Source organism: Stenotrophomonas sp. UBA7606 (genome assembly GCF_002477705.1).
GTDB lineage: Bacteria > Pseudomonadota > Gammaproteobacteria > Xanthomonadales > Xanthomonadaceae > Stenotrophomonas.
This window is the reverse complement of sequence record NZ_DLJW01000124.1, coordinates 1-23,119: the sequence shown is the minus strand read 5'-3', so window position 1 is coordinate 23,119 and position 23,119 is coordinate 1. Positions and strand designations below refer to the sequence as shown.

At 65.4% G+C, this 23,119-nt stretch carries 20 protein-coding genes; 11 read left to right on the top strand and 9 right to left on the bottom strand.

Translation table 11 applies throughout. The annotated features are described in order from the left end of the window. Positions 1-175: 175 nt before the first annotated feature. On the top strand, positions 176-1,294 hold the full coding sequence (locus B2527_RS16130; protein WP_293715933.1) for a glycoside hydrolase family 18 protein: 1,119 nt from the start codon (positions 176-178) through the stop codon (positions 1,292-1,294). Positions 1,295-1,420: 126 nt separating this feature from the next. On the opposite strand, the gene B2527_RS16125 is transcribed toward B2527_RS16130, so the two are convergent. Continuing rightward, positions 1,421-3,682 carry a TonB-dependent receptor gene (locus B2527_RS16125; RefSeq protein ID WP_293715930.1) on the bottom strand — a complete coding sequence of 754 codons (2,262 nt, stop codon included), beginning with the start codon at positions 3,680-3,682 and terminating at the stop codon, positions 1,421-1,423. A 173-nt stretch (positions 3,683-3,855) separates the two neighbouring features. On the opposite strand from B2527_RS16125, the gene B2527_RS16120 reads away from it, so the two are divergent. Together B2527_RS16120 and B2527_RS16115 are read left to right on the top strand one after the other, a co-directional pair. Further along, positions 3,856-4,869, top strand: coding sequence for a TIGR00266 family protein (locus tag B2527_RS16120; protein ID WP_293715927.1), 1,014 nt, complete (start codon positions 3,856-3,858; stop codon positions 4,867-4,869). A gap of 381 nt (positions 4,870-5,250) precedes the next feature. Next, positions 5,251-6,291, top strand: a complete 1,041-nt coding sequence (locus B2527_RS16115) for a patatin-like phospholipase family protein (RefSeq protein ID WP_293715924.1) — start codon at positions 5,251-5,253, stop codon at positions 6,289-6,291. Positions 6,292-6,511: 220 nt separating this feature from the next. On the opposite strand, the gene B2527_RS16110 is transcribed toward B2527_RS16115, so the two are convergent. Further along, positions 6,512-6,994: an Lrp/AsnC family transcriptional regulator gene (locus tag B2527_RS16110; RefSeq protein ID WP_293715921.1), complete on the bottom strand. Its 483-nt coding sequence runs from the start codon at positions 6,992-6,994 to the stop codon at positions 6,512-6,514. A 131-nt stretch (positions 6,995-7,125) separates the two neighbouring features. Here B2527_RS16110 and phhA point away from each other — a divergent pair, with 131 nt between their 5' ends. Beyond that, positions 7,126-8,016: a phenylalanine 4-monooxygenase gene (gene phhA, locus B2527_RS16105; protein WP_293715918.1), complete on the top strand. Its 891-nt coding sequence runs from the start codon at positions 7,126-7,128 to the stop codon at positions 8,014-8,016. Positions 8,017-8,128: 112 nt separating this feature from the next. Here phhA and B2527_RS16100 read toward each other — a convergent pair whose 3' ends face one another. Beyond that, on the bottom strand, positions 8,129-8,848 hold the full coding sequence (locus B2527_RS16100; RefSeq protein WP_293715916.1) for a hypothetical protein: 720 nt from the start codon (positions 8,846-8,848) through the stop codon (positions 8,129-8,131). Between the two features lie 168 nt (positions 8,849-9,016). Here B2527_RS16100 and B2527_RS16095 point away from each other — a divergent pair, with 168 nt between their 5' ends. Both B2527_RS16095 and B2527_RS16090 read left to right on the top strand, forming a co-directional pair. Beyond that, on the top strand, positions 9,017-10,123 hold the full coding sequence (locus B2527_RS16095) for a sensor histidine kinase (protein ID WP_293715913.1): 1,107 nt from the start codon (positions 9,017-9,019) through the stop codon (positions 10,121-10,123). Further along, the gene (locus tag B2527_RS16090) at positions 10,120-10,755 is read left to right on the top strand and encodes a response regulator transcription factor (RefSeq protein ID WP_293715910.1); all 636 of its coding nucleotides are present in this window, start codon (positions 10,120-10,122) and stop codon (positions 10,753-10,755) included. Before B2527_RS16095 ends, B2527_RS16090 begins: the two co-directional genes overlap by 4 nt. Positions 10,756-10,965: 210 nt before the next feature. Here the strand turns inward: B2527_RS16090 and dmeF are convergent, their stop codons facing one another. Further along, positions 10,966-11,919 carry a CDF family Co(II)/Ni(II) efflux transporter DmeF gene (gene dmeF, locus B2527_RS16085; RefSeq protein ID WP_293715907.1) on the bottom strand — a complete coding sequence of 318 codons (954 nt, stop codon included), beginning with the start codon at positions 11,917-11,919 and terminating at the stop codon, positions 10,966-10,968. A 62-nt stretch (positions 11,920-11,981) separates the two neighbouring features. Here dmeF and B2527_RS16080 point away from each other — a divergent pair, with 62 nt between their 5' ends. Further along, entirely contained in the window at positions 11,982-12,254 is a 273-nt protein-coding gene (locus B2527_RS16080; protein WP_293715904.1) for a metal/formaldehyde-sensitive transcriptional repressor, read from the top strand. A 148-nt stretch (positions 12,255-12,402) separates the two neighbouring features. Here the strand turns inward: B2527_RS16080 and B2527_RS16075 are convergent, their stop codons facing one another. The 4 genes from B2527_RS16075 to B2527_RS16060 form a co-directional block, all read right to left on the bottom strand. After that, positions 12,403-14,013 carry a PepSY-associated TM helix domain-containing protein gene (locus tag B2527_RS16075; protein ID WP_293715901.1) on the bottom strand — a complete coding sequence of 537 codons (1,611 nt, stop codon included), beginning with the start codon at positions 14,011-14,013 and terminating at the stop codon, positions 12,403-12,405. 10 nt (positions 14,014-14,023) lie between these two features. Next, on the bottom strand, positions 14,024-14,326 hold the full coding sequence (locus B2527_RS16070) for a hypothetical protein (protein ID WP_293715899.1): 303 nt from the start codon (positions 14,324-14,326) through the stop codon (positions 14,024-14,026). Beyond that, complete coding sequence (locus B2527_RS16065) at positions 14,323-14,610, bottom strand: hypothetical protein (protein WP_293715896.1); 288 nt, start codon at positions 14,608-14,610, stop codon at positions 14,323-14,325. Before B2527_RS16065 ends, B2527_RS16070 begins: the two co-directional genes overlap by 4 nt. 132 nt (positions 14,611-14,742) lie before the next feature. Beyond that, positions 14,743-16,962 carry a TonB-dependent siderophore receptor gene (locus B2527_RS16060; protein WP_293715893.1) on the bottom strand — a complete coding sequence of 740 codons (2,220 nt, stop codon included), beginning with the start codon at positions 16,960-16,962 and terminating at the stop codon, positions 14,743-14,745. A 206-nt stretch (positions 16,963-17,168) separates the two neighbouring features. Here B2527_RS16060 and B2527_RS16055 point away from each other — a divergent pair, with 206 nt between their 5' ends. The 4 genes from B2527_RS16055 to B2527_RS16040 are packed head-to-tail and all read left to right on the top strand — an operon-like array spanning position 17,169 to position 21,304. Beyond that, positions 17,169-17,885 carry a DUF3348 domain-containing protein gene (locus B2527_RS16055; protein WP_293715890.1) on the top strand — a complete coding sequence of 239 codons (717 nt, stop codon included), beginning with the start codon at positions 17,169-17,171 and terminating at the stop codon, positions 17,883-17,885. Between the two features lie 10 nt (positions 17,886-17,895). Next, positions 17,896-19,983 carry a DUF802 domain-containing protein gene (locus tag B2527_RS16050; protein ID WP_293715887.1) on the top strand — a complete coding sequence of 696 codons (2,088 nt, stop codon included), beginning with the start codon at positions 17,896-17,898 and terminating at the stop codon, positions 19,981-19,983. A gap of 5 nt (positions 19,984-19,988) precedes the next feature. Continuing rightward, positions 19,989-20,639, top strand: a complete 651-nt coding sequence (locus tag B2527_RS16045) for an OmpA family protein (protein WP_293715884.1) — start codon at positions 19,989-19,991, stop codon at positions 20,637-20,639. Continuing rightward, on the top strand, positions 20,636-21,304 hold the full coding sequence (locus B2527_RS16040) for a DUF2894 domain-containing protein (RefSeq protein WP_293715881.1): 669 nt from the start codon (positions 20,636-20,638) through the stop codon (positions 21,302-21,304). The genes B2527_RS16045 and B2527_RS16040 overlap by 4 nt, the downstream gene beginning before the upstream one ends. Before the next feature lie 504 nt (positions 21,305-21,808). Here the strand turns inward: B2527_RS16040 and B2527_RS16035 are convergent. Beyond that, positions 21,809-22,681: a methylglyoxal synthase gene (locus B2527_RS16035; protein ID WP_293715877.1), complete on the bottom strand. Its 873-nt coding sequence runs from the start codon at positions 22,679-22,681 to the stop codon at positions 21,809-21,811. Positions 22,682-23,119: the final 438 nt, after the last annotated feature.

The window sequence follows — 23,119 nt, the reverse complement described above, 5'->3', positions numbered from 1 at the left end:
TGCTCGGCACTGCGGCCTATGCCGCCCCTATACGACGCGCTGCTGGGGTATCGGTAATGCTCCAGCCGAGCATGGCTCGGCTCTACAGGGGCGCGATGGTTTCCAACGTCACCGCTGGGGGCTTTGCGACGCGTATCCGGGTACAGTCCGGGGTCCTTTCCGAGGGGGACCTCTCATGCCCGTAATCCTTCGACCACGCCGGCTGCAGGCACTGCTGCTTGCAGCCCTGCTGCCCTTCGCTGCGCAGGCACAGACCCCGCGCCTGATCGGCTATGTGATGGACAGCCCGGCACCGCTGCAGCTGTCGGCGCAGAAACTGGACGTGGTCAACTTCGCTTTCGCCGTGGTCAAGCCCGACGGCAGTGTCTATCTGCCACAGAACGTGGACCCCGCACGGTTGCACGCGGTCGTCGCCAAGCGCGCTGACAACCCGTCCTTGCAGATCGTGCTGTCGATCGGCGGCTGGGGCGCGGGCAACTTCTCCGAAGCAGCCGCCACGGCGCCGGCGCGTGCACGCTTCATCGACAGCAGCGTTGCACTGATGCACCAGTTCAAGCTCGACGGCCTGGACATCGACTGGGAATACCCGACGCTGGGCGATGCCGACATCAGCCACAGCCCGGATGACCGCCACAACTTCACCGTGCTGCTGGAAGAACTGCGCGCCCGCCTGGACCGCGAAGGCGCCGGCAAGCGCCACTACCTGCTGACCATCGCCGCCGCCGAAGGCCGCGCTGCCGAGGGCCTGGAACTGCCGCGCATCGCCGATTCATTGGATTGGATCAATCTGATGACGTACGACTTCTACGGCAGCCTGACCAAGACCACCGGCCACCATTCCGGCTTCCAGCGCTCGTCCCTGGCCACGCCGCAGGGCCGCACCACCGTGGATGCGGTGAAATACTTCCTTGATGCTGGCGTGCCCGCCGGGAAGATCAACGTCGGTGTGCCGTTCTACGGCCGCACCTTTGGCGATGTCGGCAGCGACAACAACGGCCGCTTCCAGAAATTCACTACCGAAGGCGGCTTCATCACCTGGCGCGACATCGTCCACACCCGTCTCAACGCTACTGATTGGGAACGCCATTGGGACGAGGAAGCACAGGTGCCCTGGCTGTGGAATGCCAAGGAGCGGCGCATGATCAGCTATGACGATCCGCAGTCGCTGCGGATCAAGGCCGACTACGTCAAGCAGCAGGGCCTGGGCGGCATCATGTACTGGGAACAGCGCGGCGATGACAACGAGCAGCTGCTCGATGTGTTGCATGACGCGCTGCATGGCCGGCAAAAGTAACTTGGGCCCACTCCCCTCTCCTGCGTCGCCGGCGCAAGGAAGATCGTGATCACCGCCCCAATCCGGCGGAAACACAAAGGGCGCGGAAATCCGCGCCCTTTGTCTGTCACTGCAACAACCCGGTGATCAGAACTTCGCGGTGAACTCCACCCCATAGGTGCGCGGCTCGTTGAGGAAGCCGGTGAGGTTGTTGAAGTCGATGGCACCCACCACGCGGGTCTGGTTGGTCAGGTTGCGACCGAACACGGCCACGTCGTACTGGCCATAGGCCCAGTTGTAACCCGCACGCAGCCCACCTTCCAGCGACGAACGGCTGCGGAACTCCGGCGATTCGTAAAGGAAGAAATTAACCGGGCTGCGATAGGCCCAATCGGTGTACACATACAGCTCGCTGGCGTCGTTGAGCGGGAAGCTGGCGCGCAGGGTCAGGTTGTGGATCCACTTCGGTGCCTGCGGCAGGGAGTTGCCGTTGACCAGCGCGTACGTGGTGCCGCCGATGATGGTGGTCGGGTCGGTGATGGTGCAGCCACCGCCACAAATCGCCACCGCAAGGTCCTTGTCCTTGATCTCGGTGTCGTTGTAGCTGCTGCCCAGGGTCAGCAGCAGGTTGTCGGACAGATAGGCTTCAAAGTCGAGCTCGGCGCCCTGGCCGATGGTCTTGTCGGCATTGAGCAGGGTGGCGGTGTTGTTGCTGCCACCCACCGCGATCAACTGCTGGCCGTCCACGTTGTAGCGGAAAACATTGAAGCCCAGGCGTGCACGCCGGTCGAACAGGTCGGCCTTGATGCCGGCCTCATACGAAATCACCTTTTCCGAATCCGCCTGTGACACCCCACCGAAAGCCAGGCGGCCCTGGATGGACGGTGCGCGGAAGCCCTTGGCCACGCGTGCATAGACGTTGACGTCGTCGGTTATCTGGTAGACGCCGCTCAGGTCCCAGCTGACATCGTCGACATCGGTCTTGGCGATGTACGGGCCGCTGACCGGGGTACCGAACGGCACAGCCTGCAGCACGCTGGCGGTGAAGTCCTTCTTGTCCTGCGTGTAACGCACGCCGCCACGCAGCTTGAACTTGTCGGTGACGTCGAAATCGCCCGAGGCAAACACCGCCCAGGCCTTGTTGCGCTGGCTCTGCACGGCATGGCCGGTCTGCGGATTGCCGGGGGTGAGCGAGTCGTAATTGAAGCTGTCGATGGTGACGTCTTCGTCGAAATAGAACACGCCGGCCTGCCAATCGAAGCGGCCCCATTCGTTGGATTCGACCCGGAACTCCTGGGTGATCTGGCGGTGGTCCGGCAAGCCATCCATCGACTCGGAGGCAAACGGAATCAGGCCGGGACCCGAAGACGGCAGGAAGGCGGCACCGTAGCCACCGTCGATGTCGCCGCGGTTCTGCGATTTGGCGGTTTCATAGCCGCTGATCGAGTACAGGGTGACCTTGCCCAGATCCCACTTCAGGCGCGCACTGCCGCCCCAGGTTTCCAGCTCGGAGTAATTGACGCCGTCCACCGACACCTTGTCGCGATCGAACCCATCAACCAGCTTGTTGCTGCCCGGCTCGATGATGTTGGCACGGAACAGGCGCGCGGTGCCGTTGAGCTTGCGCTTGTGCAGGTTGAACAGGCCTTCGAAGGCGTCCCCTTCGTACAGGAACTGCACGCGGGCGGCGGCTTCGTCATAGCCCTCGAAGCCATCGTTGGGCGCAGTGGCCACGGTGTTGTCGACATAGTCATCGCGGCGCTGGTACAGCGCCGACACGCGCGCCGACCAGCGGTCGGTCAGCGGGCCACCATAGGCACCCTGGGTGTTCCAGGTGTTGTAGCTGCCGTAGCCGACCTTGAGGTAGCCATCGGCGTCCTGCGAGGGACGCGCCGAATCAAACTTGACCACGCCGGCCGGGGTGTTGCGGCCGAACAGGGTGCCCTGCGGGCCACGCAGCACTTCCACACCGGCCAGGTCGAACAGCGGGAAACCCTTCAGCAGCGCGCTTTCCTGTACCACGTCGTCATACACCAGCGACACCGGCTGCGACGCGTTGAGATCGAAATCGGTGTTGCCCAGGCCGCGGATGTAGAAGCGCGGGAACGCACGGCCGTAGGACGACTCGATGTTCAGGCTGGGTACGCGCGCCGACAGGAAACGGATGTCGTCGCCCGAGGAACTGATCACATCGAGCTTTTCGCCCTGGATGGCAGTGATCGAAACCGGCACGTCCTTGGCGTTCTCCACACGGCGCTGCGCGGTGACCTGCAGCGTATCGAGGGCGACGGCCTCCTTGGCCGGCGCTGCGTCCTGGGCGGCTGCGGTCAACGGCAGCACGGCAAGAACGGCGACAAACAGCGGATGCGCAGCCGGCAGACGGCGGCGGACGGAACGGATCGGGGACATGGCGGAGAAGGGCCTGTTGAGGAGGAATGGGGAACTGCGCCTAGCACGAAATTGTTGCAGTACAACATTCGTATCGCAATCGTTCAGGTATTCAGCAGGATGACGCCTGCCAGCGGTGCGAAGCCCTTGCCCCGCTTAGACTTGGGGCTTCTTTCCCGCCCAGGCACACCGTCATGACCCAGTGGTATTTCCATATTCCCGGCCAAGCCGACCGCGTAGGCCCGCTGGACGACGAGGCCGCCCGCCGGTTTGCCCAGGGCAGCCGCCAGGCACTGGCCTGGCGCGAGGGCATGCAGGGCTGGCAGGCAGTGACCGAGATCGCCGATTTCGGCGGCCAAGCCGCACCGCCACCGATGCCGCCGCCGCTGGGTGGCAACCGCAACCGTGCCGACGATATCGATTTCCGCATCGTCGGGCATGAGATGCAGTTCGTGGAAATCGAACTGGACCCGGGTGAAAGCGCGATTGCCGAGGCCGGCGCGCTGATGTTCAAGGATTCGGCGGTACAGATGGACACCGTATTCGGTGACGGCCGCCACGAGGGCCAGGGCGGCGGCTTCATGGACAAGCTGCTCAGCGCCGGCAAGCGGGTCATCACCGGCGAAAGCCTGTTTGCCACCGTGTATACCCACACCGGCCACGGCAAGGCCAAGGTCGCCTTTGCCGCGCCCTACCCCGGCACGGTGCTGCCGATGAAGCTGGACCAGCACGGCGGCAAGCTGATCTGCCAGAAGGACAGCTTCCTGGCCGGCGCGCGTGGTGTGCAGGTGGGCGTGCATTTCCAGCGCAAGGTGATGACCGGCCTGTTCGGCGGCGAGGGTTTCATCATGCAGAAGCTGGAAGGCGACGGCTGGGTGTTCGTGCACGCCGGTGGCTGCGTGGTCGAGCGTGAGCTGGCCGCAGGCGAACGCATCGACGTGGACACCGGCTGCGTGGTGGCCTACCACGCCGGCGTGGACATGGACGTGCGTCGCGTGGCCGGCTTGAAGAGCATGTTCTTCGGTGGCGAAGGTGTGTTCCTGGCCACCCTGACCGGGCCGGGCAAGGTCTGGCTGCAATCGCTGCCGTTCTCGCGCCTGGCCGGCCGCATGTTTGCCGCCGCGCCGCAGGGCGGGGGCCAGAGCCGCGGTGAGGGCTCGGTGCTGGGCGGGCTGGGCCGGATCCTGGATGGTGACAACAACTTCTGATTGCTTGCTGGAGCAACGCCCAGCGCAACTGTGGGCTTTGGGCTTTGGGCTTTGGGCTTTGGGCTTTGGGCTTTGCGCTTTGCGCTTTGGCTCCTAGCCCTTGGCTCGTCATTCCCGCGCAGGCGGGAATCGCTCCTGCCTTTGCTTTTGCTCTAGCGGTAGCCTCAAAAGCCGGAGCGATCCCCGCCTACGCGGGGATGACGGTTTCAAGCATCATCAGTACTGCCCCGGAGCGATCCCCGCCTGCGCGGGGATGACGATCTCTTTTTCAGCACACTGAACCCGAATCGCAGCCCTGCCTAAACGACTTCGCCTGCTGCCCACGTGCCCTCCCAACACAAAGCGCTATGCTGGCGCCCTTTCCCCCACCGCCTGTTCATCATGAAAGCGCGCAACGCCCGTCTGCTGCTGTCCCTGTCCCTGTTCGGCCTGCTGGCGGCCTGTGGCGGCGAGAACACCAAGCCCACCCCGCCGGCAGCAATGGCGGTGCAGCCGAGCACGCCAGTGAAGCCGGTCAAGATCGGCGTGGCCTTGGGCGGTGGTGCGGCCAAGGGCTTTGCCCATATCGGCGTGATCAAGATGCTGGAAGCCAACGGCTTCGAGCCGGTGGTGGTGTCCGGCACCAGCGCCGGCAGCGTTGTCGGTGCGCTGTATGCCAGTGGCATGAACGCCTTCCAGATGCAGCAGAAGGCGGTGGCGCTGGATGAAGCCAGCATCCGCGATATCCGCCTGTTCTCCGGCGGCCTGATCCAGGGCCAGAAGCTGCAGGACTACGTCAACGCGCAGGTCGGCAACAAGCCGGCCGAGCAGCTGAAGAAGCCGTTCGCCGCAGTCGCCACCCAGTTGGAAACCGGCGAACGCGCGGTGTTCGTGCGCGGCAATGTCGGCCAGGCGGTGCGTGCCTCCAGTTCCATCCCCGGCGTGTTCGAGCCGGTCATCATCGGCGGCAAGAGCTTCGTCGATGGCGGCGTGGTCAGCCCGGTGCCGGTGGATGCAGCCAAGCAGCTCGGTGCCGAGTTCGTCATCGCCGTGGATATCTCCAGCCGTGCCAACGGCCAGCGCCCGAGCGGCCTGCTGGGTGCGGTGAACCAGTCCATCACCATCATGGGCCAGCGCCTGGGCGAGCAGGAACTGGTCCGCGCCGACGTGGTGATCCGCCCCGCCGTGCTGGATATCGGCGCGGCCGATTTCGAGCAGCGTGGCCGCGCGATTCTGGAAGGCGAGAAAGCGGCGATGGCGGCAATGCCGCAGATCCGTGCCGGCGTCGCCCGCCTGCAGCAGGCCCGCGTGGCAACCGCGCGCAATGCCGATGCACGTGCCGCCGCTGCACAGGCCGAAGCCCACCAGCGCTGCCAGGACAGCCGCAGCCGCATCGAGAAACTGCGCGGCATCGAGAAGAACTGCAGCGCCCCAGCGCGTTGACGCTCATAGCCCCTCTCCTGGCGGGGTGAGAGAGGCAGCTTGCGAACCATTGGTTCGCTGCCTCACGCACGCCCTCGCGCCAGCGCGAGGGCCGGGGCGCGGAGCGGGGGTTGGGTGAGGGTGCGGTTAAAGCGAGTTGCTGCGGGGGTTCCATTGGCTTCGCCCCTTACCCTCATCCGCCCCTTCGGGGCACCTTCTCCCAGAGGGAGAAGGAAGCGCCTTACCGCCCCAACTGCGACAGCGGCAGCGCGCGGAACTCCTTCACGGTGCGCAGCACGAAGCTGGAATTGACGTCGGCCACACCGGCCGCATTGAGCAGCTTGTCCAGCAGGAAGGCCGAGAAGTGATCCAGGTCGCGTACGTAGACCTGCAGCAGGTAGTCCATGTCGCCGGTCAGCGCATGGCAGGCCACCACCTCATCCCATAGCTGCACCGCCTGCACGAAGTGGTCGATCGCCGCCTGGCCGTGCTTGGACAGCTGCACGCGCACGAACGCCTGCAGGCCCAGGTCGATGGCGCGTGGCTCCAGGCGTGCGCCATAGCCCACGATCACCCCCTCCGCCTCCAGCCGCTGCACGCGCCGCAGGCAGGCCGAGGGCGACAGGTTCACCCGCGCCGCCAGTTCGGCGTTGGTGGCGCGGCCATGCTGCTGTATTTCGACCAGAAGCCGCAGATCCGTGCGATCAAGATTCATCGACGCCATCTTTGTTGCTCCGCACCATTGAATGGACGCAACAATATTGCGTCAGAACTGGCTGCCAGCGCAATTACGCACACCTGTTGCGCGGCAGGCTTCCTACCATGCGGTTACTTATTCCCGAAGGAGCTGCCGCCATGGAAGCCAACCCGCGCCGCGTCGAACACCAGCAGACCGACAAGGGGTATGTGCCGGTCTACACCACAGCGGTGGTGGAACAGCCCTGGGACAGCTACAGCGCCGACGACCACGCCACCTGGAGCACCCTGTACCAGCGCCAGCGCGAGCTGCTGGTTGGCCGCGCCTGCCAGGAGTTCCTGGATGCCCAGGACGAGATGGGCATGAGCGAGCACATGATCCCGCGCTTCGACCAGCTCAACGAAGTGCTGGGCGCGGCCACCGGCTGGACCCTGGTCGGGGTGGAAGGCCTGCTGCCCGAACTCGATTTCTTCGACCACCTGGCCAACCGCCGTTTCCCCGTAACCTGGTGGATCCGCCGCCCGGACCAGATCGACTACATCGCCGAACCGGACCTGTTCCACGACCTGTTCGGCCATGTGCCGCTGCTGATGAACCCGGTGTTCGCCGACTACATGGCCGCCTACGGCCGTGGCGGGGTCAAAGCGCATGCGATCGGCCCGGACGCGCTGCAGAACCTGACCCGCCTGTACTGGTACACGGTGGAGTTCGGCCTGATCAACACCGCCGACGGGCTGCGCATCTACGGTGCCGGCATCGTCTCGTCCAAGGGCGAGTCGCTGTACTCGCTCGAGTCGGCCGCACCGAACCGGATTGGTTTTGACCTGGAACGGATCATGCGCACCCGCTACCGCATCGACACCTTCCAGAAGAGCTATTTCGTCATCGACGGCTTCGAGCAGCTGATGGCCTCCACCGAGCCGGACTTCACCCCGATCTACGCACGCTTGGCCGACGCCGTGCACCTCCCGGCGGGTGATGTGCAAGACGGTGACACGGTGTTCCAGCGCGGCAGCGGCGAAGGCTGGGCCGACGGCGGCGACGTCTGAGCCAGCCCACATCACTGCAACGGAAGAAGCCGCCCAAGGGCGGCTTCTGTGCTCTGTAGCCCGGGTAAGCGAAGCGCACCCGGGGGCTCCCAAACGTTGGGACGGCGGCAGTTCACTGCGCCTTCGCCGCTGCCACCTTGGCCACACGCCGACCACCGTACTTGCGGTTCAACCAGGCCGCGGCAATCAGCGCCACCAGCAGCGGCGCCGCCCACGGGAACAGCTCGATCAGCAACGCCGGGACCGAGGTGTGGCTATGCAACCATCGCCACACGGGGCGCATACCGATGCCAAGGAAAGCCACATGGGTGGCAATGCCGGCGCCCAGCATGGACTGGTAGTGCTGACGGAAAGCCCAGTCCGGGCGGACCGGGCCGCGGCGGGCAAAGGTCACCATTCGCCAGCCAGCCCACAAACCAATCGCCGAGAAACCGAAGAACAGCACCTGCCGATGCTGTACGCCGGTAGCCACTACGGCCAGCGCCAGCACCACCATCGGCCACAGCGCCAGATGCCAGCCCGGGCGCGCCACCAGTTTTTTCCAGTCACGTTTGTCGGTGACCGCACGCCAGGCCAACCAGGTGGCGTTACCGGTGATGGCCATCAGGTAGGCCAGGAACAATGCCGTCAACGGCTGCTGACGAAAGAAGGCGAACTGGATCGTGATCGGCACCGAGCTGGCCACGATGGTCGCCATCGCCACCAGGTAGACCTTGCCCACTGCACGGTGGCGCGGCGATCCTTTCTTCATCAGCGCCGCCGACCAGAAACTGATCAGCGACACCACGCCGGCCAGCACATGCAAGGCTACGATCAGGGAGTATCCGGGCATGACGCGGTTCTCTGCAGGGGGCCGCCAGCGGGATGCAGCGACCTGTGCACAGCCTGCGCCGCGTGCCGCATTGGCGGCAGGCGCATCGGTCATTGTTCGACCCTGCCGGAAGTCACTTTCTGCGCCTGCCCTCTTGTCCCAGGGCCGCGCCGCGACCAGCATGCGTGCATGCAAGCACTCAGCACCCCATATTGGCGCGGCCTCCTGCACCCCCTGAACCTGGCCGGCCTGCTCACCTGGCTGGCGGTGGCCAGCACCCTGCGCTTTGGCCCGGACGCCCTGGTGCCCTGGCGCTGGGCCTGCGCATTGCTGTTCCTGGCAGCGTTCCTGGCAGCCACGGTGTACGACCGCCCAAGCTGGCAACGCAGCCTGCTGCTCGTGATCGAAGCCGCTGCTGCGCTGGGTCTGGTCCGGGTAGCTGCGGTCAGCGGCGTGGCGCCGGCGCTGCTGGTGATGCTGGCCGCCCAGGTCGCCAGCAGCTGGGCACCCCGCACCGCGCTACCCCTCATGCTGGTGGTCAATATCGGCATGTACCTGGTGCTGCACGGTGTGCACGAGCATCCGCTGCTGGTGGTGTTGATTTTCGCCGGCTTCCAGGCCTTTGCCATGCTCACCACCCACTACGCGCGCAGCGCCGAGCAGGCCCGCGACCGGCTGGCACTGGTCAACGCCGACCTGTTGGCCACCCGCGCCCTGCTGGCCGAAAGCTCGCGCGATGCCGAACGGCTGCGGTTGTCGCGCGACCTGCACGACGTCGCCGGGCACAAACTCACCGCCCTGCGCCTGCAGTTGCGGGCACTGGCCGGACGCACCGATGCACTGCCCGAACTGGCCTTGTGCGAACAGCTGTCGGCCGAACTGCTGGGCGATCTGCGCGCCGTCGTGCAGCGCCTGCGCGACAGTGGTCAGCTCGACATGGATACCGCACTGCACGCCCTGGCCGCACCGCTGCCGCGCCCACGCCTGCAGCTGCATCGCGATGACGGTGTGCATATCGCCGATACCGCCAAGGCTGAAACGCTGCTGCGCTGCGTACAGGAAGCACTGACCAACAGCGCCCGCCACAGTGATGCCAAGGTCCTGCATGTCCATCTGCAACAGGCTGACGGCAGCCTGTCGCTGACACTGGAAGACGACGGCCAGTTGCGTGGCCCGCCACGCGCCGGCAATGGCCTCACCGGCATGCGCGAACGCGTGGACGAACAAGGTGGCAGCCTGCAATTGCTACGTGCCGCTTCCGGCGCCCTGCAGATTCGTGTGGAATTGCCGGCATGAGCGCTTCCCCCCGCATTGCCCTGGTCGATGACCAGGCATTGATCCGCGCCGGCCTGCGCGCCCTGCTGCTGCAGCTGGGCGTGACCATCGTGTTCGAGGCCGACAGCGGCGACGCCCTGCTCGACCAACTCAGCCAGCAGCCGGTGCAGCTGATCCTGTCCGACATCCGCATGCCGGGCATGGACGGTATCCAGGCCTTGAAGGCCCTGCGTGCGCGCGGCGACCACACTCCCTGCGTGTTCCTGACTACTTTCGACGAAAGCGATCTGCTGCTGCGTGCCACCGAGGCCGGCGCACAGGGCTTCCTGTTGAAGGATGCCGCGCCGGAAGACTTGCACGATGCCATCGTGCGCGCCATCGCCGGCCAGACCCTGCTGCAGCCGGTGAGCACCGACCCGGTGCGGCAGCGCTATCGCTACCACGCCGATGACGCACCCAAGGAATTGTTCAGCCCGAAGGAAATCGCCGTGCTGCGGTTGATGGCCGGCGGCTACAGCAACCGCGAGATTGCCGGCAGCCTGTTCCTGGCCGAAGGCACGGTGAAAAACTACGTCTCGGCCATCCTCGACAAACTCGACACCCGCGACCGCACCCGCGCGGTGCTGAAGGCCATCACCCTGCGGGTGATCTAGCAGCAAGCCATGCGCAACTGTAGTGCCGAGCCATGCTCGGCAAGGGCGTCACTCGCAATCCATCAGCGCTTGTGGGAGCGGCGTCAGCCGCGAAGCCGGTAGACCTTCAGGTTGCGGGCATGCCGATGATTGCAGCATTGCCAGCTTCGCGGCTGACGCCGCTCCTACAGCTGGGTTCCCGGTAACGCCTCTGCCGAGCATGGCTCGGCACTACTGCGCGGCTGCGCTGCGCACCTCAACGGTCACGTGCACGATCTCCTCGTGGATCGCCAAGGCGCGATGGAACACTTCCGGCGCCACCATGGTCTCGGTCACAACTTCCATCGCGCAGGCGTAGCGGCCCCGTCCCACCTGCCAGACGTGCAGGTCACTGATACGCGCAGGTACGTCGCCCTGCTCCACCGCCTCGCGGATCTCGGCCACCACCGGCGCGTCCATCTCCGCATCCAGCAGCACGCCGCCGGTCTGCCTGATCAAACCCCAGGCCCAGACCGACACCAGTACCGCACCAATGATGCCCATCAGCGGGTCCAGCCAGGAGGCGCCGAAGTACAGACCACCGAGCAGGGCGATGATCGCCAGCACCGAGGTCGCCGCATCGGCCAGCACATGCAGGTAGGCCGAGCGCTGGTTCAGGTCATGGTGATGATGATGGTGGCCACCGTGCGCGTGGTGGTCATGCCCATGATCGTGGCCATGATGATGGTGTTGATCGCGCAGCCACCATGCACACAGCAGGTTCACCGCCAAGCCGACCACCGCGATCGCAATGGCCTGCTGGTAATGGATGGGACTGGGTTTGAACACGCGCAGGATGGACTCCAACGCCATGATCGCGGCAACCCCCAGCAACAGGATCGCGCTGGTGAACCCCGCCAGGATCTCGATCTTCCAGGTCCCGAAGGCAAAGCGCGGATCATCACGATAGCGCCGTGCACAGGCGTAGGCGAACGCCGCCAGACCAAGCGCCAGCGCATGCGAGCTCATATGCCAACCATCGGCCAGCACCGCCATCGAGTTGAACCACCAGCCGCCGACGATCTCGATCACCATCATCACAATGGTCAGCACCATCGCGCGCCGGGTGTTCTTCTCCGCCATCGGATTGCCTTCGCTGAAGGCATGGCTGTGGCGGCGGGATTGGGCGAGCGCGTCGAGTTGCATGGCAGTGGGTTGGGAGAAGGACGGCGTGATTTTATACCCCCAAGGGGTATATGATGCCAGCCATGGCTCATATCCAACGCGACAAGAAGAAGCTGCTGACCCGGGTGCGGCGCATCGCCGGCCAGGTAGCGGCCCTGGAACAGGCACTGGAAAGCGGCGACGACTGCGACGGCGTGCTGGTGCAGATCGCCGCCGCCAAAGGCGCCATGCACGGGCTGATGCTGGAAGTGATGGCCGGGCACCTGAGTGACCACGTGGTGGCGGAAAAGAACCCGGCCAAGCGCGCACAGGAAGCCGAGGTGCTGCTGGAGCTGATGAAGCGCCACGCAAAATGACCGGTAGTGCCGAGCCATGCTCGGCAAGGGCTTCACCAGCGACCCATCAGCCTTGGTAGGAGCGGCATAAGCCGCGAAGCTGATGATCCGTCAGCTAGCAGACACCTCGGTGATTGCAGCATTGCCAGCTTCGCGGCTGACACCGCTGCTACGGCTGACTTGCTGGCACGGCCTCTGCCGAGCATGGCTCGGCACTACCTTGCGACCAGACGCTGTCGGTATGGCCTTGCTGCATGCGCCTCTGCGTGCGTCGCGCGATGTACACCATCACCGGCACCGACAGTAGCGCGGTCAGGTCCACCGGCCAGCTGCCGGCGTGGTACCAGCTGCCAGCGACGCCTAGTACACCGGCAAGACTCGACAGCGGAATCGTCAGCGTACACAGCGCACTCAACCACAGCAGCTCCACCGCAGCACGCGGCGCACCGCGCAGGAATGCCCAGACGATGGCGGCGACGAATACCGCGTAGTAGATGCCGGTGTGCCAGGCCTTCAGATCGGTGACCAGCGATGGCAACCATTTGGTCGCGGCGATGCTGGCGGATATGCCGGCCACACAGCCAAGTGATACGCCCACCGTCAGGCAGGCCAACACCCAGGCCGAACGCTTCTGCACCGGCGTTTCCGCGCCCTTTCGCTTGCGCCGCCGCGATTCCACCCACAGCAGGTTGCCGGTGTAGAACAGGGCGGCGCCAGCCAGACCCATCAGCAGGTACAACCAACGCACCGGGTTGCCACCGAAGCTGCCGAAATGCAGCGCGAAGAACGCATTGACCGCGCTGTTCCAGCCATCCATGTGGCCAGGCAGGTCATGCGCATCCACCTCACCGCTGTACGGATCCAGATGGGTGCTGGCATACACCCGCGCACGCGTGCCATGGCGGATATCCAGTCCGGTTACCGTTGCTTCAACATGGCCGCCCTTGTTCTGGAAGCCGAAACTCTGCACCTCGAAGCCCGGCAACTGCTGCTCCACCCGGCGCAGCAACTCGGCGGCCGGCAGCACTGCGGCCCCTCCGGGCGCTTCGGCATGCTCCTCGTTCCACTCAATGCCTTGCGGATACACCACCGCTCCCTGGGCATCGTAGAACTGGTCGTGGAAGGCGAACACCACGCTGGTCAGCGCGATGACGATGTGGAACGGCAGGCTGAACAGACCCAAGGCGTTGTGTGCATCCAGCCACATGCGCTTGATGTTCTTGCCGATGCGCAGCGCGAACACGTCCTTGCTCAAGGTGATCAGCAGCACGATCAGGCCCGATACCAGGGCAACCGCATACGCCATCGCCACTGCGCCCATGATCGGCCGTGCGATCTTGTCCGGGAATGGCAGGCCGACCAGTTGGTGCAGCGTATCCACCAGCTGCGCCACCGGTGCCTTGCGTGTCTGTGCCACCTGCAGGCTGCCGTCGGCGGCGAAGCTGGCGCCGTACTCGGTGAACTGGCGCCGGCCCTGGCCGGGCGCGCGCTCCTGCCAGTACACCCGCGCCGGTTGATCGGCATGCGGGCGCACCGACACGAAGTACCGCGATGCCGCCTTCGGGTGTTCGGCAAGCACCGCGGCCACCAGCGCGTCGGCCTGTTGCAGTGACGGTGCCGGCGACAACGCGGAAGGCGGCGTCGCCCAGCGCTCCAGTGGCTTCTCGAACATGGTGACCGAACCGGCATAGAAGGCGATGAACAGCATCAGCCCGCTGACGATGCCGATCCATATATGCACGTCCTTGTAGACCTTGATGATGTCGCTACGAATCTTCATGCAGCCACCTTCATGACATCACTCCACGCACCAGCCACAGCGCGGCGAAGCCCAGCACATTGGCCGCACCCAACCACAGCCAGGCACGCAGGCTGTTGCGGAACAGATAGACGAAGGACAGCACCGTGGCCCAGATCGGTGCCATCAGCCACATGTTGAACTGGTTCTTGCCACCGCCGGCATTGATGCCGTCAGGGCCCAGCCACGCGAACAGGCCCGACAACGCCAAGGCCAGGCCAAAGCCCAACACCACGCCCGCGCAGGTCTTGCCGAACCAATGGCGGCTTTCCAGCCGCGGTTTCACCGCGTTCATGCCGACCGTCCCGCGCGCACGCGTGCACGCCACGCCCCGAGGAACGGGGCGAGCGACCACACCAGCATCAACAGCATCAACCAAGTGGTGATCGCTTCCAGTGGCGCCAGCAGCGGCCACAGCGCCAACAGTGACAGTAGCACCAGCAGCGTGCCCGGCCACCATGCATGCCGCGTCGGCCAAGGCCCGGCGGCGCGCAGCTGTTGCTGTGGCGAAGCGACATACAACAACAGTCCGCCAATGATGCCGGCCAAGGTGCCGGCGAGTCCCAGCCACAGGTTCATGCGGCCTGCCTGCTGTGCGTGGTCGCGCGTCCTTGCCGGACGCGCATGCGATAGGGGTTCTTCATCGGGTCTGGCTCTTCGCTGGACATGCGCTGGCGGCACCTGCACGAACGCGCAGGTGCCGCGCGCCGATCACCAGCTGAAACGTGCGGTGGCGGTGACGGTACGGCCGGTGCCGTAGTAACAGGACGACACGCCGCCGCAGGTGGAGACGAAGCGCTTGTCGGTGAGGTTGCTCAGGTTGAGCGCGAACTGCGTGCCGACCGCGCCATGCTGGCCCGCGTCGTAGCGGATCGCCGCATCCCACAAGGTGTAGGACGGGATCAGGTAGAGGTTGGCGCTGTCGCCGTAGCTGCTGCCGTTGTAGCGCACGCCGGCGGCAATGCTCAGACCTTCCATGCCACCGGCGACGAAGGTGTAGTCGGCCCACAACGCCGCCGTCCAGTCCGGCACCATTGCCAACTGCTTGCCGGTATAGCCGTTGTTGCTGCGGGTGACCTCCGAATCCATCCAGCTGGCTGCGCCGATCAGGCTGAAGCCCTCCAGCGGGGTGATGCGCCCTTCCAGCTCGGCGCCACGCACGCGGCCTTCGCCGTCCTGCACCTGGCAATCCGCATTGCCGGCGGCACCGCAGGTATTGTGCGATTTGATCGGGTCGTTGGTGACGATGTTCTGCTGGCGCAGGTCGTAGGCCGACAAGGTCAGCAGACCATCGAACGAGGCCGGCTGGTACTTCAGGCCGGCTTCCCACTGCTTGCCGGTGACCGGGTCGAACGGCGTCTGCGTGTAACTCATGTTGGCATTGGTGCCCGCCGGCTGGAACGACTCGGCATAGCTCAGGTAAGGCGTCAGACCGTTGTCGGCCACGTACAGCACGCCGGCATTGCCGGTGAACGCCTTGTCCTTGACCTTGGTTGGCACCACCGGGCGGTAGGTATTGGTGGCCACCGTATACGCCTGGGTCCAGGTGTCGTCCTTGGTCCAGTCATGGCGGCCGCCGAAGGTCAGGCGCCACTTGTCGATGGCGATCTGGTCCTGCAGGTAAACGCCGGTCTGGCGGTTGATGCCGCCGCTGTAGTTGATGCTGGTGGTGACCGGCACGTAGTTGGTGTAGATCGGATTGAAGATGTCGATATCGGCCGGGTTGACCATCGCACCACGCGCGCCGGTCCAGTCGGCTTTCTGCCAGTCCACGCCGAACAGCACGGTGTGCTCGGCAACGCCGGTGCTGAATTTTCCAGTCAAGCGCGTATCGACCGTCTCACCCTTGGAGTCGCCTTCGCCCCAGGTCGCACGCCGCTTCTGGGTGCGGCCATCGGCGTTGAGGCCGCCATTGGTGACCACCGTGCGGAACACCGATTCGACATCGGTATGGCGCGCACTCTGGCTCAGGGTCCAGTTGTTGTTGAAGCTGTGCTCGAACAGGTAACCCGCGGTCCAGATGGTGCGATCGAAGGTATTCCAGTTGGGCTCGCCGATGAAGGTGGTGTTCTTCATGTAGCCGTAAGCGGTAGGGCGCAGCGTGCCGTCCATCGGCAGGAACTGGTAGGTCGAGCCGCCGTCGTCCTTCTGGTACAGGCCGAGCAGGGTCAGACGCGTGCGCTCGGCGATCTGGAAGGTGTAGCTGGGTGCAAGGAACCAGTGCTGCTGCTCGGTGCGGTCGATCTGGGTCTGGCCGTCACGGTACAGGCCGACCAGGCGCAGCAGGTGGCGGTTGTCGTCGCTGCCGGTGCCGACGTCGAAGGCAGTGCTGTACTGGCCATTGCCATCGATGCCCAGGCGCAGCACCTGCTGCTGGTCAGGCACCGGCGTCTTGCTGACCTGGTTGACCATGCCGCCCGGAGCCACCTGCCCGTACATCACTGCGGACGGGCCCTTCAGCACTTCCACGCGATCCAGGTTCCAGCTGTCGACCATGCTGCGGTTCCACTGGCTGCCCTGCGGCGCGCGCATGCCGTCAATGGTGACGTTGTTGGCCCAGCTGCCGGCGTCGAAGCCGCGGATGCGGAAGTCATCGACACGGTTGTCGATGCCGCTGCTTTCCAGCGACACGCCAGCCACGTAACGCATGGCCTCGTTGAGGTTCTGCACGCCGCGTGCGTCCAGTTCCTCGCGCGCGATCACCGAGACCGACTGTGCGGTTTCGGCGATGGCGGTATCGGTCTTGGTCGCGCCGGAAGTGTGACCGGTGGTGCGGTAGGCATTGACCCGCACCGCATCCAGGGTCTGCGCGTCTGCAGCCGGTGCCGCTTCGGCTTCGGCGGCGACCACAGCCATCGGGAACAGGGCCGAGACAACGGCAAGGGACAACAAGGCCGGACGGAGACCGGCGGAAATACGGGGGAGGGACACGGATCAACCTGCACAGACAGAAGTATTGGCTGACTGCCCAGGCAGCGGCTGATGGGCTGATTATAGTAAATAATAACCATTCGCAACAACATTGCTGACACTGGCTGTTCTGCCAGCCGCGGCGGTCCCGTCCACAGAGGCCTGAATACCCGGCCCAAGGCGCGCTTTGCGCCAGCATGTAAAATGGCCAATTTTTAGTCAGGACCATGGCGAAAGCATCCGAACGGGCGCCCGTTCTGGGCCCGGCGTTCATTCGCCTGCTGGCCCGCTTCAATGACGAGGGAACATCCCCTGCGGCGCCTGCGGTGCCGGAGCGGCTGGCGCAGTGGTTCGACTGGAACCGTGCCGTCACCTTGTCCAAGGCGCTGGATAACCCACCACCGGAGCCCGAACCCGGTGCCGCCTACACGCCGGCGCAGGATGCCGAATACACCGCTGCGCGAACCAAGCTGGTGGACGCCATCCAGGCCGAGATCGACCTGAGCCCGCCACGCAACCCGGCGCCTGCCGATGCCGAGCTGCCGCCCGGCTTCGCCCCCTACCGCCAGCACTACCTGAACCAGCAACGGGCCATGCAGACCGCCAGCGGCCGCCTGCGCGGCCGCCTGCGTGACATGCTGGCGCGGCAATCCCCGGCCAAGGCGCGTCTGGCTGAAGTCGACGCGGTGATGGAAGCCACCCTCAGCCCGCGCGAACACAGCCTGCTCTCCCATGTGCCGGTGCTGCTCGGCCTGCACTACCAACGGCTGCTTGCTGCAGCCGCGCACGACCCCGCCGATGCAGCCGCATCGGATTCCACCGCGGCACCCGCCGGCCCCTGGCTGGTCACGTTCCGGCAAGACCTGCGCATCGCGCTGCTGGCCGAACTGGATGTCCGTTTCCACCCCATCGATGGCCTGCTTGCAGCGCTACGCACCCGGTAATCCGTACCTCATGTCCAGAAACCTCGTCGCAGTCGTTGTCTTCCTTGTTGGCCTGTTGGCCGTGTGCTGGATCGGCATCGGCTATGCCGGCACCCATCCGCTGGCCGCGGTGGTCGCCGCGATCATCGCTGCCTGCTACCTGGCCGGCGCGCTTGAGCTGTTCCGTTACCGCCAGGCAACCAGCACCCTGCAACAGGCCTTGCCGTCCATCGGTGAAGCCGCAGACAACCTCGACGGCTGGCTCGGTCGCCTGCAGCCGGGCCTGCGTGGTCCGGTGCGGTTGCGCGTACAGGGCGAGCGCGTAGGCCTGCCCGCGCCTGCACTGACCCCGTATCTGGTCGGCCTGCTGGTGTTGCTGGGCATGCTCGGCACCCTGCTCGGCATGATGGCCACCCTGCGCGGCACCGGCCTGGCGCTGGAAAGCGCTACCGACCTGGACGCGATCCGCAGTTCGCTGGCCGCACCGGTGAAGGGTCTGGGCTTTGCCTTCGGCACCTCGATCGCCGGTGTTGCCAGTTCAGCCGCGCTCGGCCTGCTGTCAGCCCTGCTGCGCCGCGAACGCGCGCAGGCCGTGCAGGAGCTGGATGCCGGCATCGCCAGCCAGCTGCGCATGCATTCGCAGAGCTTCCAGCGCGGCGAGACCTTCCGCCTGCTGCAGGAACAGAACGCGCTGATGCCGACCCTGGTCGAGCGCCTGCAGGCCATGATGGGCAACCTGGAGCAGCAGCACCAGGCCAACAACGAACGCCTGCAGGCCAGCCAGCAGGAGTTCCACCAGCGCACCGAAGCGGCCTATACGCAGCTGGCGGCATCGCTGCAGCAATCGATGCAGGCCGGCATCAGCCAGCAGGCCAATGCGGTCGGCGCCGCACTGCAGCCCGTTGTTGATGCAACCATGGCGGGCCTGGCTGACAAGTCCAATGCGCTGCACGCCAGCATCGACAGCGCCGTGCACAAGCAACTGGAAGGCATCAACGCAGCCGTGCAGAGTGCGGCCGCAACTGCGGGCAGCAGCTGGAACAGCGCACTGGAGCAACAGCAGCGCAGCAACAGCGCGCTGACCGAACAGCTGCAGCAGGCACTTGCACAGTTCAGCAGCACCTTCGAACAGCGCTCCAACAGCTTGATCGACGGCGTCGCCGCGCGCATGGAAGACAATGTCAGCCGCACTGCCGATGCCTGGCGTGATGCACTGGCACAGCAGCACAACGCGCATGACGAACTGGCGCAGCGCAATGAGCAGGCCTTGCTCGCGACTTCGTCTGCGTTTGAACAGCACGCGCAGTCGCTGCTGTCTTCGCTGCAGCAATCGCACGAACAACTGCAGAACGCTTTCGCCGAACGCGACGAACAGCGTCTCGGCCAATGGTCCCGGTCGCTATCGGCAATGGTCAGCACGTTGGACAGCAGCTGGCAGCGCAACGGCGAAGCCGTCGCACAGCGCCAGCAGCAGATCTGCGACAGCCTGGCGCAGACCACGCAGGCCATGAGCGAACAGCAGCAGGCACAGGCACGCGACACCATCGCCGAGATCTCGCGCCTGGTACAGACCGCCTCCGAGGCGCCGCGCGCCGCCGCCGAAGTGGTAGCCGAGCTGCGCCAGAAGCTGTCCGACAGCATGGTCCGCGACACTGCCATGCTGGAAGAACGCGGCCACCTGTTGTCGACCCTGGAAACCCTGCTCGGCGCGGTGACCCACGCATCGACCGAGCAACGCAGCGCAGTCGACGCACTGGTCAGCACCTCGGCCGATCTGCTTGAACGCGTCGGCAGCCGCTTCAGCACCCAGCTTGAAAGCGAGACCAGCAAGCTCGACCACGCCGCCGCCAACGTCACCGCCAGCGCGGTGGAAATGGCCAGCCTGGGCGATGCCTTCGGCAGCGCCGTGCAGCTGTTCGGCCAGTCCACCGCGGCCTTGAACGAGCGCCTGCAGCTGATCGAAAGCGCATTGGACAAGTCGCTGGCCCGCAGTGATGAGCAGCTGGCCTACTACGTCGCGCAGGCACGTGAAGTGGTGGACCTGAGCATGCTCTCGCAGAAACAGATCATCGGTGAGCTGCAGCAGCTCGCCGAAGCACGCGACAACGCCGGAGCCTGAGCGCGATGAGCGACGAAATCGAGTTCGACGCCGAATCCAGCGCCACCACCTGGGCCGCGTTCGGCGACCTGATGTCGGTGCTGCTGGGCGCGTTCGTGCTGATCCTGGCCAGCGTCATCGGCATCCAGCTGCTGCTGCACAACCGCCTGGATGAAGAGGTCAAGCAACGCCAGGAACAGACCGCCAAGCTGAAGACCCTGGAGCAAGCCCTGGCCGCGCCACTGGCGGCTGGCCGCGTGACCGTGATCAATGGCCGCATCGGCATCAGCGGCAGCGTGCTGTTCGCACTCAACTCCGACCAGCTGCAGCCGGAAGGCCGCGAGCTGCTGCAGAGCATCGCTGCGCCGTTGCGCGACTATCTGGGCGCACGCGAGGAAATCCTGATGGTCAGCGGCTTCACCGACAACCAGCCGGTGCGTGTGGTCAATGGCCGCTTCGCCGACAACCTGGCGTTGTCAGCGGCGCGTGCGCTCACCGTCACCCGCACCCTGATCGCCGATGGCGTGCCATCGCAATCGGTGTTCGCCGCCGCCTTCGGCGCCGAGCAGCCGGTCAGCAGCAACGACGATGAAGCCGGGCGGGCGAAGAACCGCCGCGTCGAGATCGCGCCCATCCCGCGTCCCAAGCAGGACGACACGGCCAGCGCTGCGCAATGACCAGCGCTGACTCGGCAACGCTGGCACAGCTGCAGGCATGGCGCGAATGCGGTGCTGACCGCTGCGATCCCGCCGGTTTCGCACTGATCGCCTCGCTGGCAGATCGCGCGCAACGCTATGGCGGCAGCGCACGGGCACAGCTGGATGCACGCCTGTCCCAGCTCACCGCGGCGTACGCGCAGCAGCTGGCCACGCCGGCACCCAGCGCTGCCGGCGACGCCGGCCCAGGCCCGCTGCAGTCCCTGCTGCAGCAGTTGGCTGCCGATCCGCTGCAGTACCAGCTACCCCTGCACGCCTCCCGCGGGGCCGGCGACGACACCAAGGCTGGCGAATCCGGTGACACCGCATTGATGCCGGCACTGGATGAATTCCAGCAGCTGTGGAGCCGCATCCGCATCGACAGCCTGTTGCGGCAATGCCTGGATTCACTGCCCGAGGATGCCGGCCCCCTGCACTCCAGCGTGCTCACCTACCGCGCAATGGCGCTGATGCAGGAGATCTCGCCGGAATACCTGCAGCACTTCATCGCCTACGTCGATGTGCTCACCTGGATGGAGCAGCTGAGCGCCGGCGGCACTGCTGGCAGCCCCGATGGCAAGCGCAAGGGGCCACGCAGGAAGCGCACGGCCAAGTCCGCACAGAACCATGCAGCGCCCGGTCGATGAGCCGCCTCCGCCCGTTGATGGAACAGCCCGCCGGAGGCGGTATCCGGTAGCGGGCAGGAGTGGCGTAAGCGCTGCAAAACCGGCGAAGCATCCGGCCAGGTCAGCCCAGGGTGAGGCCACGATTGCCGGGAAAGCTCCTTCCGAGCATGGCTCGGCACTACGAGGCCCACCAGGAACGAGGTAAGCCGCCGCGTCGACAGGACCTCCTGCCTGGTCAGCCCGGGGTGAGGCCACGATTGCCGGGAAAGCTCCTGCCGAGCATGGCTCGACACTACGAGGCCCGCCAGGAACGAGGTAAGCCGCCGCGTCGACAGGACCTCCTGCCTGGTCCGCCCGGGGTGAGGCCACGATTGCCGGGAAAGCTCCTGCTGCCGAGCATGGCTCGGCACTACGAGGCCCGCCAGGAACGAGGTAAGCCACCCCGACAGGACCTTGTGTCAGGTCACCGCCGGGTCAGTCTCCGATTGCCCGGAAAGCCGCTGCCGAGCATTGCTCGGCGCTACATCAACGCTGCTGTCGCAGCGCCGCGGCGCTCGCCCATCGTGCTGCGATGTTCGGCGCCGTAATGCAAACGGCCTCATCCGTCACCGTGGTCACCGCTCTTTCCAGCAATTGGATGTCGGCTTCGTGTTGCCGGGCGACATGCGGATCCTCGAAGAAGATCGCACGCTGGCACTGGTGCTCCAGGACACGATCCGCAATCTGCGCGTCGCCACCCAATGGGCCACTCTGGAAGCGCTCGATCCACGCCTGCTCCCGCGGCCATCCGCGGCTCCACGCCATCTCGTTGAGGCGCTGGCCCGTGGTGCCGGTACCGATGCGCTGCTTGAAGCGTGACAGGACATCGAAGTGTTCCGCCGCAAAGGCCAGCATCTGTGGTTTACGCGCATCGTGTGCGATCAATGCCAGGGTCTGCTGCTCAAAGGCATTGAGGTCGTCCGCCGCCGGGTCTGCCGCCAACCCGGCGTGGATGCGCTCCATCTCGATCCAGTCACGGGCCGTGGCAACTGTGGAAATGAAAGGCTTCCCGTGGATGACACATTGCCGCTTCAGGGCGATGGCCTCGGGAAAAATCGAAGACGGATCGACCGGATCGATCAGGTAGATCGCGCCATCCAGGGTTCGTTCCGGGCTGCCCATGCCCACGACCTCGGCCACCAGCTTCATCAGCCCGCCCTCGCGCCCGTTGGGATAGCGTTTCAGCGCGGGGTAGTCGGTAAGCGACTGAGCACTGGCGATCGCGTCGTAAGTGCGTCCCACGGCATGCAGCTCGATACCCAGCTCACGGATACCCTTTTCACACGCGCCGAGCCAACGGAACAATGCAGCATCCTTGCTTTCGTGGTGCAGACGGTTGGCGGCCAGTCCAATACGCATCGCTTGTTCTCTTCTCCACTGGATACAGGTGGAGTGTAGGGCAGCCCGGTGCCAGCGTTGACGACAAGATGATCAAGGACATCACCCGCGAAAGGGGGGCCACGGTAGTGCCGAGCCATGCTCGGCAGCGACTTTTTCCCCTGATCCGGACGTCCCTCAGGCGTTCCTGAGCAAAAAATGGCGGCTTCGCGGCCCTCCTCACCGAAGCCCTGTAGTGCCGAGCCATGCTCGGCAAAGGCTTTCCCAGCAATCCGTCCCCCCGGTGCGCATCCCAGTGGATGCGTGACGACGTCGCGGCATACGCCACGCGCAGCCGTGTAGTGCCGAGCCATGCTCGGCAAAGGCTTTCCCGCAATCCGGCCGCCCCCGGTTCGTATCCCAGTGGATACGTGACGGCTTCGCGGCATACGCGACACGGAGCCGTGTAGTGCCGAGCCA

Bases quoted from the DNA above. Each gene is read 5' to 3' on its own strand.
- B2527_RS16130 (WP_293715933.1), top strand. From the start codon at position 176: ATGCCCGTAATCCTTCGACCACGCCGGCTGCAGGCACTGCTGCTTGCA.
- B2527_RS16125 (WP_293715930.1), bottom strand. From the start codon at position 3,682: ATGTCCCCGATCCGTTCCGTCCGCCGCCGTCTGCCGGCTGCGCATCCG.
- B2527_RS16120 (WP_293715927.1), top strand. From the start codon at position 3,856: ATGACCCAGTGGTATTTCCATATTCCCGGCCAAGCCGACCGCGTAGGC.
- B2527_RS16115 (WP_293715924.1), top strand. From the start codon at position 5,251: ATGAAAGCGCGCAACGCCCGTCTGCTGCTGTCCCTGTCCCTGTTCGGC.
- B2527_RS16110 (WP_293715921.1), bottom strand. From the start codon at position 6,994: ATGGCGTCGATGAATCTTGATCGCACGGATCTGCGGCTTCTGGTCGAA.
- phhA (WP_293715918.1), top strand. From the start codon at position 7,126: ATGGAAGCCAACCCGCGCCGCGTCGAACACCAGCAGACCGACAAGGGG.
- B2527_RS16100 (WP_293715916.1), bottom strand. From the start codon at position 8,848: ATGCCCGGATACTCCCTGATCGTAGCCTTGCATGTGCTGGCCGGCGTG.
- B2527_RS16095 (WP_293715913.1), top strand. From the start codon at position 9,017: ATGCAAGCACTCAGCACCCCATATTGGCGCGGCCTCCTGCACCCCCTG.
- B2527_RS16090 (WP_293715910.1), top strand. From the start codon at position 10,120: ATGAGCGCTTCCCCCCGCATTGCCCTGGTCGATGACCAGGCATTGATC.
- dmeF (WP_293715907.1), bottom strand. From the start codon at position 11,919: ATGCAACTCGACGCGCTCGCCCAATCCCGCCGCCACAGCCATGCCTTC.
- B2527_RS16080 (WP_293715904.1), top strand. From the start codon at position 11,982: ATGGCTCATATCCAACGCGACAAGAAGAAGCTGCTGACCCGGGTGCGG.
- B2527_RS16075 (WP_293715901.1), bottom strand. From the start codon at position 14,013: ATGAAGATTCGTAGCGACATCATCAAGGTCTACAAGGACGTGCATATA.
- B2527_RS16070 (WP_293715899.1), bottom strand. From the start codon at position 14,326: ATGAACGCGGTGAAACCGCGGCTGGAAAGCCGCCATTGGTTCGGCAAG.
- B2527_RS16065 (WP_293715896.1), bottom strand. From the start codon at position 14,610: ATGAACCTGTGGCTGGGACTCGCCGGCACCTTGGCCGGCATCATTGGC.
- B2527_RS16055 (WP_293715890.1), top strand. From the start codon at position 17,169: ATGGCGAAAGCATCCGAACGGGCGCCCGTTCTGGGCCCGGCGTTCATT.
- B2527_RS16050 (WP_293715887.1), top strand. From the start codon at position 17,896: ATGTCCAGAAACCTCGTCGCAGTCGTTGTCTTCCTTGTTGGCCTGTTG.
- B2527_RS16045 (WP_293715884.1), top strand. From the start codon at position 19,989: ATGAGCGACGAAATCGAGTTCGACGCCGAATCCAGCGCCACCACCTGG.
- B2527_RS16040 (WP_293715881.1), top strand. From the start codon at position 20,636: ATGACCAGCGCTGACTCGGCAACGCTGGCACAGCTGCAGGCATGGCGC.
- B2527_RS16035 (WP_293715877.1), bottom strand. From the start codon at position 22,681: ATGCGTATTGGACTGGCCGCCAACCGTCTGCACCACGAAAGCAAGGAT.